Origin of the sequence: Bradyrhizobium sp. 164 (assembly GCF_023073715.1) — a bacterium.
Classification (GTDB): domain Bacteria; phylum Pseudomonadota; class Alphaproteobacteria; order Rhizobiales; family Xanthobacteraceae; genus Bradyrhizobium.
Genome location: NZ_JADPKA010000076.1, coordinates 84,449 through 96,845, shown reverse-complemented (window position 1 = coordinate 96,845; position 12,397 = coordinate 84,449). Strand labels below are relative to the sequence as shown.

Below are 12,397 nucleotides of genomic sequence, written 5' to 3'. Positions count from 1 at the left end.
CGGCCTTTGAGCGCGACCGGGCTCAGATCCAGCAACGGGCGGTTTTGCGAGAACCGCCCGTTTGCACATTCTGGCAGATTTCCCAGACACAAGAGCGCGACATAAGCCGTTCCAACCATCCGCGCGGGGAAGGCCGGGATGCTCCGGTTGCCCTGTTGTCCGCTATGCATGAAGCACACGCAACCTGCTCTTGGCATGGCGGTCCATCGGAGCCAACCGGCTCCCGGCCTTCCCTGCGCCCTCGGCCGTTTTGAGGGTGGAGCGACGAAGCAAAGCTCGGGCGAACAAGCCGCGAGGATGCGAAGATGTGTCTGCCACCACACATTCGCTGTCATCGCCCGGCTTGCCGCCTTCGCCAAGGCTTCGGCGGGCCGAGCACTCCTGTGGGCCTCGGCGTAGCCTTGGCGGAGCCGGGACCGGGCGATCCGGTACGCCGAGACGGCAGTGCTTGAACAGAGACGCCGCGGCGTATTGGATTCCCCGCCGGAGCCTGTCATCGGGCTCGCCGAAGGCGAGACCCGGTGGCGGGGAATGACGGCGTCACCTGGAGAATCAGGCCGCCGCCTCTTGATCGTCATCGCGAGGAGCCCTTGCGACGCAGCGCGTCCGGGACACGAGATTCATGCATCGCCACCCTTCCCCGCCTCCTGCATCGCCAACGGCACTTGTAACGAAAGTGTCATGCAGCGAAACTAAACGAGCCTGGGGCCGCGGTCGCGGCCAAGCCGCCTCACCGCAGGGAGAGATTTGATGCGCCGCTCACTGGTGTTGCTGTCCGCCGGACTGACATTCCTGTCCACCGGACTTGCCTCCTCCCAGAACAACACGCCCCGCAACTTGATCCTGTTCATTCCGGACGGTCTTCGCGCGCTGAAGGTCACACCGGAGACGGCCCCGGCGATGGCCGAGGTCCGCGACAAGGGCGTCAACTTCAAGAACCCGCATTCGTTGTTCCCGACCTTCACCATGGCCAACGGCTCGGCGATGTCGACCGGACACTATCTCGGTGATACCGGCGTTTTCTCCAACACGATCTGGACCAACTACACCTCCGTCCCCGCCGGCGACACCGTGGTCCCCTTTATCGAAAACGATGCCGTGCTCGGCGACATCGACGAGCATTTCAAGGGCGACTATCTGAACGAAGAGACCATCCTGAAGATGGCCCGCGACAAGGGGTTCAGCACCGCGGCGATCGGCAAGGTCGGCCCGACCTACCAGTTCGACCACACGGACAAGCCCGACAGGGCTGGTCTGCACTCGGTCGTGTTCGACGACTCCACCGGCGGCAAGAACGGTGTCGCGCTGTCGGACGAGGTGAAGGACGCGCTGACCAAGGCCGGCCTGCCCACCGCCACGCCACCACGCGGCGACAATTCCAAGGCGGGCGACGCCAAAACCCCTGGCACCACCGTCGCCAACGTCGCGCAACAGGCCTATTTTGCCGATGTCGCCACCAAGGTGGTGCTGCCGATGTTCAAGGCGCGCAACAAGCCGTTCGTGCTGGTGTTCTGGTCGCGCGACCCCGACGGCAGCCAGCACAATACCGGTGACAGCCTCAATCAGATCATGCCTGGGATCAACGGTCCCACCTCGATGGCTGGCATCAAGAATGCCGACACCAACCTCGCCCAGCTCCGCAAGGCGCTCGACGAGCTCGGGCTCGCCACATCGACGAACATCATCGTTTCCGCGGACCACGGCTTCTCGACCATCTCCAAGGAGAGCAAGACCAGCCCCTCGGCCAAGATCAGCTATGACGACACGCCGAAGGACTTTTTGCCGATGGGCTTCCTGGCGCTCGACCTCGCCAAAGCGCTCGACCTGCCGCTGTTCGATCCCAACGACAAGAATGCAAAGATCGAAGGCAATAAGCATCCCAAGGCCGGTAACGGCGTGCTCGGCAAGGATCCGACCAAGCCCGATCTCGTCGTCGCGACCAATGGCGGCTCCGACCTGATCTATCTGCCCAACAAAGACAAGACGCTGGCGGCGAAGACGATCAAGGCGCTGCTCGAGCAGGACTACGTCTCCGGCCTGTTCGTCCACGACTCGCTCGGCCGCTTCCCCGGCACGCTGCCACTGTCAAGCATCAATCTGCGCGGCAAGGCGGCGACGCCGACGCCGTCGATCGTCGTCAACTTCCGCTCCTATGCCAGCGATTGCGGCGAGGCGCCGACCAACTGCTCGGTGCAGGTCGCCGATACCGTCCTGCGCCAGGGCCAGGGCATGCATGGCAGCTTCAGCCGCGGCGACACCATGAACTTCATGGCCGCCATTGGTCCGGACTTCAAAGCCGGCTATGTCGACGAGATCCCGGTCAGCAACGCCGACGTCGGCATGACCGCGGCCCGGCTCCTGGGCCTGCGCAGCGCGCAGAACGGCGTTCTCGTCGGCCGCGTGATCTCGGAAGCCCTGCTCAATGGCACGATGCCGAAGGCCTATGCCGGCACGCTGAAGTCCAAACCGGCCGAGGGTGGCCTGATGACCGTGCTGAACTTCCAGCGCGTCGGCAGCCAGCGCTATTTCGATGCCGCCGGCTTCCCCGGCCGCACGCTCGGGCTCGAGCTTGAGGGCGGTAAACAAAAAACGGCGGGGAAATGACCCCGCCGCTCGATCGCGTCTGCATGAGGCGCGTCGATGTTAAATGCTCAAAATCTTACATGCCAATGTCGAACACGTTGGGCAATTGGCCCGCCAGAGGCAGTGCGGTAGCGCCCAGGAAGGTCGCCACCATCGCCATTAGGCGACGGTTGTTCTGGCGCTTGCCGCGCATCTGGCCGGCGATCCACTCCAGCATCTCGCTGTTGACCTTGGAGGCATAGGACGGTGCCCAGCTCTCGATCTCGGTGTCGGCCGATAGCGCAACGCTTCGCGGCGGCACCTTTAGGCCCGAGGCGCTGGCTGCATAATGGGCAACGGACTTGGCGAGCAGGTCGTCGAACCGGCCACCGTCAGTACGTTCGGTCGCGGCCTCGTTGATCTCGAACAATACTTCGGCCTCGGTGCGGCTCACCGGCTGGTCGTTGACGGCAGTGGCCGTCAGGATGCGTACGCACCAGGCGGTGTCGTCGGCATCGAGCGAACGGGAGAAATGCACCCTTCCTTTGGTGGTCGGGCCTTCGCCCGTGATCACGCCGTCGCGCACGATGCTCAGCGCATGGGCCGCCGTATCGCGGCAGGACGGTTCGAGGGACGACGGCTCGGTAGGCTTAGGCGCAGCGGCAGACATAGTTCACTTCCAGACTTCTTCTGATCGGCCAGCATTTTCATGCCGACGTAAAGGGGTGGTTAACGATTCGATACGGGGATCGCGACTTTTCTAGATGGTTGCCAATTGGTCGCTGTCAGGACCATTTTGGTTCTAGGAAGCGCCGGGCGAGCGTGATGGAAGTCATAAACGGCATTATCGGGGCAATCGGCACCGTGTCACCCCGGGTGGAGATGTTTCGCCGCAGGCGCCGCGGTAACAGAAAGGTGCTAGAAAATCGGTCTTTCGAAGAAGGAATTCACATTTTACTTGAGCCGGTTCACTTGGCTTCGCCAAAACCCTATACTGATGATGACGGCCCGAGATGAATTCCATAGTAAATTCAAAGAGATGAGGTAGAACCATGACACTTCCGATCGGCGCCACCGCCCCCGACTTCGAAGCTGAGACCACCGAAGGGAAGATCAAGTTCCATGACTGGATCGGCAACAGCTGGGCCCTGCTGTTCTCGCACCCCAAGGACTTCACGCCGGTTTGTACGACCGAACTCGGCGCGCTGGCCAAGCTGAAGCCGGAATTCGACAAACGCGGCGTCAAGCTGATGGGCCTGTCGGTCGATCCAGTCGACCGCCATTCCAAATGGTCGGAGGACATCAAGGAGACGCAAGGCGCCGCGCCGAACTATCCGATGATCGGCGACACCGATTTCAACGTCTCCAAACTCTACGGCATGCTGCCGGCCTCGACCTCGGGCGATCCCCTCACCCGCACGCCGGCCGACAACCAGACCGTTCGCAACGTCTTCATCATCGGCCCGGACAAGAAGATCAAACTGGTGCTGGTCTATCCGATGACCACAGGGCGGAACTTCCAGGAGATCCTGCGCGTCATCGACTCGCTCCAGCTCACCGCCAAGCATCGTGTCGCGACGCCGGCCGACTGGACGCAAGGGCAAGACGTCATCATCGCTGGCTCGGTCTCCAACGACGAGGCCAAGACGATCTACCCGCAGGGCTGGAAGGAGCCGAAGCCCTACATTCGCATCGTGCCGCAGCCGAAATAACCCAACTTCCATCCCGGGATGGTCCGACCGACCAGACCTCTGGTGCGCAATTGCGCACCGGGGGATCTCGAGATTCTCTGGTGCGCAATTGCGCACCAGAGTTCGGTCCTTTGAACGGCCCGCAATGACCGCGTTGGATCAGGCCGCGTGGACGCGGTCGAGGAAGCCGTCAACCTCGGCCTTCAGATGCAGGCTCTCGCCCGACAGCGCCTGAGCGGAGGCAAACATCCGGCTCGAGGTCTCGCCGGTTTCGCTCGCGCCCTTGGCGGCGTGACGGACATTGACGGCGACATCGGCCGTGCCCGACACCGCCGCCCGAACGCTGGCCACGATGTTGTGGGTCGCGCTTTTCTGCTGCTCGACCGCAGCCGAGATCGAGCCGGCGATGCCGCTGATGCGCTCGATGGTCTGGCTGATCGCCTTGATGGCGGCAACCGATTCCTCGGTCGCGAGCTGCATGCTCTCGATCTGGTTCGAGATCTCGTCGGTCGCCTTGGCGGTCTGGCCGGCCAGCGTCTTGACCTCCTGGGCCACCACGGCGAAGCCGCGGCCGGCGTCGCCCGCGCGGGCGGCCTCGATGGTAGCGTTTAGCGCCAGCAGGTTGGTCTGCTCGGCGATCGAGGTGATCAGCTTGACGACGTCGCCGATACGCGCGCCGGCTTCCGAGAGCTGCGCGATGCGCTGGTCGGTCGCCTCGGCCTGCCGCACCGCTTCGGCGGAGATCTCGTTGGATTCCTGCACCCGGCGGGTGATTTCGGAGATCGATTGGGACAGCTCGTCGGAGGCCGACGCTGCCGAACGCACGTGCTCGGAGGCGTTTTCGGAAGCTCCGGCCGAGTGCGCCGACAGTTCGGCGGTGGAGCGCGCAACATCGGTGAGTTGCCGTGCCACGCGCTCGAATTCGCCCGACGATGCGAGCACCTTGTCGAGAATGCCGCCGACGCTGCCGCGGAACTCCTCGACGAAGCTGCGAAGCTCCGCCTTCCGCTGCTCGGCCGCGGCAGTCGTTGCCGCCGCCTGCTCGCTGCGCAGGCGCGCCCGCTCCAGCGAATTGCTCTTGAAGACCGCGACGGTGCGGGCGATCTCGCCGATCTCGTCGGCGCGATCTTCGCACTCGATCGCGACGTCGCTCTGGCCGTTGGCAAGCGCCGTGAGCGAGTGCGTGACCGAGGTGAGCGGTTTCGTGACACGGCGGACGATCACCAAGGTAAGGATCAGGACCAGGAGCGCCGCGAGACCGGCCGCCGCGGCCATGCTCGAGATCGCCTGGGACAGCATGCTCTCGAACTGGGCCATGGGGATGCCGACATAGAGAATGCCGGCGACCTTGCCGGTCGCGTCCAAGATCGGGAAATAGGCGGTCATGAACGACTTGCCGAACAGCGTCGCCGGCCCCTTATAGGCCTCGCCACGACGCAGCGGCGCCTGTCCCGGATGATCGGCGGCAAGCTGGGTGCCGACCGCGCGATCGCCATTCTCCTTCTTCACATTGGTCGAGCGTCGCACGAATTGTCGGCTCGCCTCGTCGAACACGAACAGGGTCGCATTGCCGCCGACATAGGACACTGCGCGATCGACGATGGCGTGATCCCTGAGCTCGGGCATCTTGGGAATCTCGGCGCGTGCGACTGCGCCGTCCCTCACCGTGATCTTGACGTCTGGAACGGTCTCGGCAAAGGCCAGCGCCAGCGTGCGCAGATTGACCTCGATGTCGCGGAGAGCACGATCATTGAATGCGGATGTCAGCGACCAATAGCCGGCGCCGACCACGAGCGCCGTGTTCACGGCGATCAGCAGCACGGCGCACAGGACTGCCTTGGTGCCGAGCTTGAACTGCGGCAGAAGTTTCGCCGGTAGAAAGTTGGACATGAATCGAGTGACCCCCGTAGCTCCTGCATATTGATGCAATCGGCTTACGGCCCCATTAACGACCGTTTGCACCGCCGGGCGCGGGCATCCTTTCCAAATCGTAAAGAAGCCCCCTCACCACGCCAAGCGCTCCGCCCCTCATCGTCTCGCTCGGCGGCGATCTCCGCCTGTCCGGCCACCCGCCACTCCGCAGCCGGTCAGCGATCACGCGAGCGGGACGCCGCGCTCGCAGCCTACGCAAGATCCGCATAGGTTGAGCGTTGCTTTGACACAATCTTGAAACCCGCTATCGTCATCGCTCCGTTCAAACAATGGGGGACGATATGGACAACGAGAAGCCGATCACCGAGCTGGCGATGGAGACGATCACCACCGCCGTGGAAGCGACCAAGGACGCCGCAGTCGCCGCCGTCAAGCAGGTGAAGGAAGCCGCAAAGAAGGTCGCGGCGAAGAAGGCTGCCAAAAAGACGGCCAAGAAGGCTGCCAACAAGACCACGAAGAAAGCCGCGAAGAAGTCGTCCAAGAAAGCCGCAAAAAAGGCCACCAAGACATCTGCGAAGAAGGCCGCCAGGAAAGCCACCAAATCGAAGAAGAAGGCCAAGAAGGCCAAGCGCTGACCGCAACGCTCGGAAACTGCTAGAAGCGTCGATTGACCACAAAGACCGCTGTGGCACAGAGCGCCATGCCGGCAATGGCAATTGCGTCCAGCTTTTCTCCGAACAGCAGGTAGGCCATCAGCGCCGTCACGGCCGGCACCAGGTAGAACAGGCTCGCGACCGAGGTTGCCGCGGCGTGGCGGATCAGCCAGTACAACAGCCCGATCGATCCGATCGAGAGCGCCACGGCCAGCCAGGCGAGCGCGAGCACGAATTCGCGCGTCCAGTGCACCACGCGGTCTTCGAACAGAAAGGCGCCGATCGCGAAGAAAATGGTGACGGACAGGTATTGCACGAGATTGCCGGCGCGCCAGTCGATGTGATTGCAGTAGCGGCGCTGATAGAGCGTGCCGAGGGTGATGCTGATCAGCGAGACCACCGAGGCGAGCCAGCCGAGCCCGGCTTCGCCGCTCATCGGGCGGTTGTGCAGGATCAGCACGACGCCGCCGAGGCCGAGCACGAGGCCGGCCCATTGCACCGGCGTCACCTTCTCGCCGAGCCAGCGATTGGCGATGGTCGAGGTCAGGATCGGCTGCAAACCCGGAATCAGCGCGGAAAGGCCTGCCGGAATCGAATGCGCGATCGCGATCGCGGTGCCGCCGAGATAGAAGCCATGGACCAGAATGCCGGCGACCGCGCTGTGCGCAATGCCGGTGCCATCAGGCCATTTCGGCCGCGCGATCGCCGCGATGATCGCCATCAGGCCGACCACGATCGCCATGCGGATGGCGAGATAGGTCAAGGGATCGGCATTGTCGACGACGTATTTCGTGCCGATGAATCCGGTGCTCCAGAGCAGGACGAACAGGATCGGCGCCGCGCGGGCGGTCAGGGCTTCCGGATTGTGCTTCATTGCCGCCTCCTTGCCCGATGGGGCCCCATGCGGCAATACGAATTTCCGGACGAGCGATGCTGCGCTGCGACGACAGCGGGAGCCGCGGCTCAGCCGCTCACCACTCTTCCGGACAGGGGTCGATGATCTTCCAGAGCTCGACCCCGTTCTTGATTTTCTTCATATCAGTGGTGAGCCCGCCATTGCGGCGGATCCAGTCCTTCACCTTGTCGGGATAGTAGGACATCAGATCGGAGGTGCCTTCGGCGCTCGTAACCTTGATGCCGAAGGTGAAGGCCTTGTCGTAATAGGCCTGATGGAAGCCGAGGCTGGCGCGCGGCGTTACGCAGATCTTGTTCATCGGGACGATGCCAAGCACGAGCGTGCACGCCGAATTGCAGATGCCGTCGATAATGACGCGCTCGCCCTTCTCGCGCACGCGCTTGTACTTGGTCTTGTACTCCTCGACATAGCCGCCGTGGTCGCGGGTGATGTGCAGCTCGGCGCGCGCCGGCATGGCGGCGGCGAGGCACAACAACAGCAGGCTCGGAAGCATGATGCGCATGGCGACGTGACGGCGAAAGCCTTCAGGAATGGACCGGCCTCGAAGGAGCCCCCAAAAGGCCGGCGAGGGATTCTAAACCGAATACTATTTGGTCACACTTGTGTGGGGAATTCGTTAAGCATCCCGAAAAGGCCAAAAATGGGCAGCTTTCGACCGCATGTCGGCAATTCTGTCGCACCCACCCGGAAATCTGCGGTTTGGGCGTGATTCCGAGCCTCCGGACCGATGTCCTGACCACCCGAAATTGCTATAAATAGCGGACCCATTCGCGCAGGTTCCGGAGAATCAGATGAGCAAGTTGAAGCTTGTAGCCGCAGTTGCTGTCCTGTCGGCTGCAATCCTAGCCCCCGGCCTCGCGGAGGCGCGGGGACACCACCGCTACCACCGCTCCTACGTCAACCCGCTGCCCTACCCGATCAGCTATCTGCACAATTACGGACCCGGCATCACCCCCGGCACCTTCGCCTATTACGACGGCCCGTCGACCAACCACTGCTACCGAAGCGCAGCCGCTTATATCGGCCAGGACGGTCGCCGGCACCCCTGCTACTGAGGGGCGCCGCTCCTTCCCGCGGGCGTTCTTATTTCGCGGCGCCCGAGAGCAGCAATTGCTTCTCGATCTCGTAGACCGATACGCCTTGTGCACGAGTCAGAATAATCGGCGCGGATCATGCCAGCGCGCGCGGTGAGGCCACCATGGTCGGGGCCGAGGTCTCGCCCGCGCTGACGTCAACATCGAGACGGCCGCCCCGTGCCCCGCAAAATTGCGCAGGATCAAGGCTGGCGGCAAGTCGTGCGAGCACCTGCCGGCGCACGCGCAACACTGAATCAGAGATGGTTTGGTGCCGTTAAGATATCCCTGACGCTCGGCTGACCGAAGATTTGTTCATCAGCATTACATTTCGGGTCCGCCACAATTTGATCAGAACATCATCGATATCCTGCCTCGCGTCAGCGGAGGAAGACATCATGAAGCTCAAGATTGGCCTCGTCGCCGCATCCTTGTTCGGTGCCCTCGCGGTATCGCCGGCGGCGTCCGCCATGCCCATCGCGCCCGCGCCTGCAACTTCGCAGGTCTCCGACGTCGAGCAGGTCCGCATGGTCTGCAACGCCTGGGGACGCTGCTGGTGGCGTCCGAACTATTATGGGTATTACGGGCCGCGGCCGTACTACGGCCCCCGGTATTATGCGCCGCGCTACTACGGCCCACGCTATTATGGTTACGGCTATCGCCGCTGGTAATATCAAAGGGGGCCCTCGGGGCCCCTTCGCTTTTGCGAGAAGACGCATCTGGAAGCCCGCAGGGGCGCGCCCTTGGCGCGCGGGGTTGACGGTGAAAGCGCGGGCCGAGCAATAATGGGCTGTGCCATCAATGCATGGCGTAAACCCTGCAACCCTCGACAACCCGTTCGGCACGAGGTTGTCACCCATGTCTCAGGTACGACCTGCTACCTATGTCTCCGGGCTGGACAAACATAAGCGTGGCGCGCTCGGAAGGATTCGAACCTCCGACCCTCGGAATCGAAATCCGATGCTCTATCCAGCTGAGCTACGAGCGCCCTGGCCCAAAGATTGGGCCGCAACCGAGACGCGCCTGACCACTGTTGGCGAGCCCGCACAGCGGGCGGCGTTCGGATGGGTTCGAATTAGCAGAGAGGCTGCCCAATATAAAGCCCCACCCGTCGCCGTTCGAGACGAGTCGAAGGCTCTCTCACCAGGTCGTGTTGAAAAGACCGAAATGCGGCTGCTGGGCCACCAGCATCGGCCGGCCAAACTGTTGTGGCCCACCATACTGCGGCCCACCATATTGCGGGGCCGTGTGCGCTCTGGCGACCTTACGCTTGGGCTGAGCCTGGGCCTGCGGCTTCTTGGCGGCGCTGTCGGCCTTCGAGCCAGGGGTAAACTGGGCAAAGGTCTCGCGCACCCGCGCCTTGGCCGACATCTCCGCGAGGGCCGCTGCCGACGCGGTATCCGGCGGCTGCGGCGCCGCGACGGTGGCGGTCTTCATCGCAGGCGCGGCAATCGTCGGCTGGCTGGTATCGAGCACCACGCGCTCAGGCAAATGGCGATCGGACCGGATCCGGATCAGTGGCTGGTCGTTGCTCGCCGTCGCAACAGTTTGCGTCACTGGTGACGCCGGCAGAACGAAGTCCACGGCAAATAACAGTGCGAGCAAAGCTCCACCGACAAAGATGAAATACCGAAAGATGGGCATAGCCGCGCTCCGCCCCCCGCATCCCCGCGTGGGCTCTCCGCCTCAACAGGCGATCTTCTAATTGGTTCCTAGCCCAGCCGTACGGTTCAAATGGCGACGCGAAGTTTTTTGGCCAAGTCTTGCGGACGGTAACTTTTCCGCTATCGGAAAATGCAGCGCTTTACGCGCGGCGCGCTGCAACCAGCGAACACTTCGCCTGATCGGCGTTCACATTGACGTAGCCGACGGGGATCTGCGCATAGGTCTTGCGGCTCTTCATGCTGACGGGGTCCGCCAGCACACGGCTGCGATCGGTGAGATGACTGCCGTCGCGCCGCGCGAAAGCGCAGACGATCTCGACATCCTTTACGGCATAGTCATTGTCGTTTCGCAGCGTGAACGTCACCAGCGCCTTCGAGCCGAGGCCGCCGCGGCGCCAGGTCTGCGATGAAATCCTGAGACGACCGAGTTCTGCCATTGCCGGCGCCCGAGCTTCGGGGGCCGGCGCGCCCGCGCCGGCCGAATCGCCCGAAGGAGCCGTCTCGACGGCTGCCAGCTCCGACGTCCCCGACTCAGCGCTATTGCTTTTGGAGAGAGGCAGCAGCATCCAGATTCCGCAGCCGACGATGATCGCTGCCAGCAACCACAGCAAACTTCGGCCAAACGAGACGCTCGCAACCGTCACGGTCCGCGCCAATCGCTCGCCGATTCCGGCGAAACGCCTCAACCCGATCCGGTCAAGCCCAGCGTTCATGGTTTTCGTCACCGACAGCGGCTTACGCCCGTCCGACGACGGACCGAGCCGCTGGATACCTTAATCGGGAACACGAACCAAGGTTCCCGGCCGTTGCGAATCGGCAACGACGGTGGTGATCACCGGCAGGGGCCGTTAACATGCGGCGCAACATCCGAAGGTCCCATTGGGAGAGAATGAAATGCCAGTCGTCACTTGGGATCACGTCCATCTGCGCAGCCCTGATCCGGAGGCCACGGCGGCCTGGCTGCGCGACATCCTCGGTGGCGAGATCGTGCGGGCGCCCGGACGGATCGACGTGAACCTTGGCGGGGCCAGGATATTCATCGCGCCGCTCGAAGGCGACAGCGCCGTCAGCCCGCCGCCCGCGCATCCGCATCAGGGCCTCGACCATTTTGGTCTGACGGTAAAGGACATCGACGCCGTCGCCGCCGAGATCAAGGCCAAGGGCGTCACTTTCACACGCGAGCCGACGACGATCAGGCCCGGCGTACGCATCTGCTTCATCCGCGGCCCCGAAGGCATCTCCATCGAACTGCTCGAGCGCGACACCAAGTATACGTGACGCGGCGCGGGCGGCATCAGGCATCAGCCCTCCGGGCGAAGCGTCGCTTGGTGGCCTATGTCATGCTACCAGGCATAAAGCAGCGGATGGTGACGCCCATGGGGCCGTAGATCGGCCAGACCATGGTTCGTCCGACCCGGTTGGGCTCCGAGATCACGGCCTCCTCGGGCACGTCCACCCAGACGAGCTCTTGCGGCTGGCCGTCGATGCCCGAGCCGTAGCGCGGGATGCGGACACGATAGTGCCCGTCCTTGCTGTCCCAGTCGGAATCCGAGACGGCCGAGCCGTCGGCGTCCGAGCAGCAAGGCCCCTTGCCGCTTCGCAAGCCGTCGAACCAGGCCTTCAAGTCCGGATTGGTGTTCGCGAATTGGCCACGGTCACGCGCGTGCCCGAAGGAGGCCGCAAGCGCACTCAGGCCCAAGGCGCACGCGAGCCTTATCAAGCTTCGCCAGCGTGTCGCGGTGCCGCTCCGCCGTCGTTCGCTTTTGCAATTCGCGGGACGCACACTGTACAGACGCGGCTCAACGCCGCCGGAATCGATCCAGTTGCTCACGTTCGTCTTGCTCCAGCACTCCGCGGCCAGTGCGATAATGGCTATGCATTTCGCGGGCCAACTCCAATGCGCAACGTCCGGCCTCGCCTCATCATCAGAGCGTCATGACGGCGTCACGCACAAGCCGGAACAATC

13 protein-coding genes and 1 tRNA gene are annotated in these 12,397 nt (G+C 63.3%); 6 read left to right on the top strand and 8 right to left on the bottom strand.

Going from position 1 to position 12,397, the window contains the following annotated elements:
• The first annotated feature begins 750 nt into the window (after nucleotides 1–750).
• A complete protein-coding gene (locus IVB01_RS24435; RefSeq protein ID WP_247276238.1) occupies nucleotides 751–2,604 on the top strand; it encodes a nucleotide pyrophosphatase/phosphodiesterase family protein in 1,854 nt (617 codons plus the stop codon).
• A gap of 55 nt (nucleotides 2,605–2,659) precedes the next feature.
• Here IVB01_RS24435 and IVB01_RS24430 read toward each other — a convergent pair whose 3' ends face one another.
• Nucleotides 2,660–3,232, bottom strand: a complete 573-nt coding sequence (locus IVB01_RS24430; protein WP_247276237.1) for a hypothetical protein — start codon at nucleotides 3,230–3,232, stop codon at nucleotides 2,660–2,662.
• A gap of 382 nt (nucleotides 3,233–3,614) precedes the next feature.
• Here IVB01_RS24430 and IVB01_RS24425 point away from each other — a divergent pair, with 382 nt between their 5' ends.
• Nucleotides 3,615–4,274 carry a peroxiredoxin gene (locus IVB01_RS24425; protein ID WP_247276236.1) on the top strand — a complete coding sequence of 220 codons (660 nt, stop codon included), beginning with the start codon at nucleotides 3,615–3,617 and terminating at the stop codon, nucleotides 4,272–4,274.
• A 138-nt stretch (nucleotides 4,275–4,412) separates the two neighbouring features.
• On the opposite strand, the gene IVB01_RS24420 is transcribed toward IVB01_RS24425, so the two are convergent.
• Nucleotides 4,413–6,143, bottom strand: coding sequence for a Cache 3/Cache 2 fusion domain-containing protein (locus IVB01_RS24420; protein ID WP_247416858.1), 1,731 nt, complete (start codon nucleotides 6,141–6,143; stop codon nucleotides 4,413–4,415).
• A gap of 323 nt (nucleotides 6,144–6,466) precedes the next feature.
• On the opposite strand from IVB01_RS24420, the gene IVB01_RS24415 reads away from it, so the two are divergent.
• On the top strand, nucleotides 6,467–6,760 hold the full coding sequence (locus IVB01_RS24415; protein ID WP_247276234.1) for a hypothetical protein: 294 nt from the start codon (nucleotides 6,467–6,469) through the stop codon (nucleotides 6,758–6,760).
• Nucleotides 6,761–6,779: 19 nt separating this feature from the next.
• On the opposite strand, the gene IVB01_RS24410 is transcribed toward IVB01_RS24415, so the two are convergent.
• Nucleotides 6,780–7,652: a DMT family transporter gene (locus tag IVB01_RS24410; protein ID WP_247276233.1), complete on the bottom strand. Its 873-nt coding sequence runs from the start codon at nucleotides 7,650–7,652 to the stop codon at nucleotides 6,780–6,782.
• Between the two features lie 97 nt (nucleotides 7,653–7,749).
• Nucleotides 7,750–8,196, bottom strand: coding sequence for a hypothetical protein (locus IVB01_RS24405; protein ID WP_247276232.1), 447 nt, complete (start codon nucleotides 8,194–8,196; stop codon nucleotides 7,750–7,752).
• A gap of 289 nt (nucleotides 8,197–8,485) precedes the next feature.
• On the opposite strand from IVB01_RS24405, the gene IVB01_RS24400 reads away from it, so the two are divergent.
• Complete coding sequence (locus IVB01_RS24400) at nucleotides 8,486–8,749, top strand: hypothetical protein (protein ID WP_247276231.1); 264 nt, start codon at nucleotides 8,486–8,488, stop codon at nucleotides 8,747–8,749.
• A gap of 416 nt (nucleotides 8,750–9,165) precedes the next feature.
• Nucleotides 9,166–9,438 (top strand): hypothetical protein, encoded by a 273-nt coding sequence (locus IVB01_RS24395; RefSeq protein WP_247276230.1) that lies wholly within the window; start codon nucleotides 9,166–9,168, stop codon nucleotides 9,436–9,438.
• A 240-nt stretch (nucleotides 9,439–9,678) separates the two neighbouring features.
• Here IVB01_RS24395 and IVB01_RS24390 read toward each other — a convergent pair.
• The 3 genes from IVB01_RS24390 to IVB01_RS24380 form a co-directional block, all read right to left on the bottom strand.
• A tRNA-Arg gene (locus tag IVB01_RS24390) sits at nucleotides 9,679–9,755 on the bottom strand.
• Between the two features lie 152 nt (nucleotides 9,756–9,907).
• The gene (locus IVB01_RS24385) at nucleotides 9,908–10,411 is read right to left on the bottom strand and encodes a hypothetical protein (RefSeq protein ID WP_247276229.1); all 504 of its coding nucleotides are present in this window, start codon (nucleotides 10,409–10,411) and stop codon (nucleotides 9,908–9,910) included.
• Nucleotides 10,412–10,571: 160 nt separating this feature from the next.
• Nucleotides 10,572–11,087: a hypothetical protein gene (locus IVB01_RS24380; RefSeq protein WP_247416855.1), complete on the bottom strand. Its 516-nt coding sequence runs from the start codon at nucleotides 11,085–11,087 to the stop codon at nucleotides 10,572–10,574.
• 238 nt (nucleotides 11,088–11,325) lie between these two features.
• Here IVB01_RS24380 and IVB01_RS24375 point away from each other — a divergent pair, with 238 nt between their 5' ends.
• Complete coding sequence (locus IVB01_RS24375; protein WP_247276227.1) at nucleotides 11,326–11,709, top strand: VOC family protein; 384 nt, start codon at nucleotides 11,326–11,328, stop codon at nucleotides 11,707–11,709.
• Nucleotides 11,710–11,764: 55 nt separating this feature from the next.
• Here the strand turns inward: IVB01_RS24375 and IVB01_RS24370 are convergent, their stop codons facing one another.
• A complete protein-coding gene (locus tag IVB01_RS24370) occupies nucleotides 11,765–12,262 on the bottom strand; it encodes a hypothetical protein (protein ID WP_247276226.1) in 498 nt (165 codons plus the stop codon).
• Between the last annotated feature and the right edge of the window lie 135 nt (nucleotides 12,263–12,397).

What these genes read in the sequence shown, in the direction of transcription:
- IVB01_RS24425 (WP_247276236.1), top strand. Translation starts at nt 3,615, where the DNA reads ATGACACTTCCGATCGGCGCCACCGCCCCCGACTTCGAAGCTGAGACC.
- IVB01_RS24430 (WP_247276237.1), bottom strand. Translation starts at nt 3,232, where the DNA reads ATGTCTGCCGCTGCGCCTAAGCCTACCGAGCCGTCGTCCCTCGAACCG.
- IVB01_RS24400 (WP_247276231.1), top strand. Translation starts at nt 8,486, where the DNA reads ATGAGCAAGTTGAAGCTTGTAGCCGCAGTTGCTGTCCTGTCGGCTGCA.
- IVB01_RS24395 (WP_247276230.1), top strand. Translation starts at nt 9,166, where the DNA reads ATGAAGCTCAAGATTGGCCTCGTCGCCGCATCCTTGTTCGGTGCCCTC.
- IVB01_RS24405 (WP_247276232.1), bottom strand. Translation starts at nt 8,196, where the DNA reads ATGCGCATCATGCTTCCGAGCCTGCTGTTGTTGTGCCTCGCCGCCGCC.
- IVB01_RS24435 (WP_247276238.1), top strand. Translation starts at nt 751, where the DNA reads ATGCGCCGCTCACTGGTGTTGCTGTCCGCCGGACTGACATTCCTGTCC.
- IVB01_RS24420 (WP_247416858.1), bottom strand. Translation starts at nt 6,143, where the DNA reads ATGTCCAACTTTCTACCGGCGAAACTTCTGCCGCAGTTCAAGCTCGGC.
- IVB01_RS24410 (WP_247276233.1), bottom strand. Translation starts at nt 7,652, where the DNA reads ATGAAGCACAATCCGGAAGCCCTGACCGCCCGCGCGGCGCCGATCCTG.
- IVB01_RS24415 (WP_247276234.1), top strand. Translation starts at nt 6,467, where the DNA reads ATGGACAACGAGAAGCCGATCACCGAGCTGGCGATGGAGACGATCACC.
- IVB01_RS24385 (WP_247276229.1), bottom strand. Translation starts at nt 10,411, where the DNA reads ATGCCCATCTTTCGGTATTTCATCTTTGTCGGTGGAGCTTTGCTCGCA.
- IVB01_RS24375 (WP_247276227.1), top strand. Translation starts at nt 11,326, where the DNA reads ATGCCAGTCGTCACTTGGGATCACGTCCATCTGCGCAGCCCTGATCCG.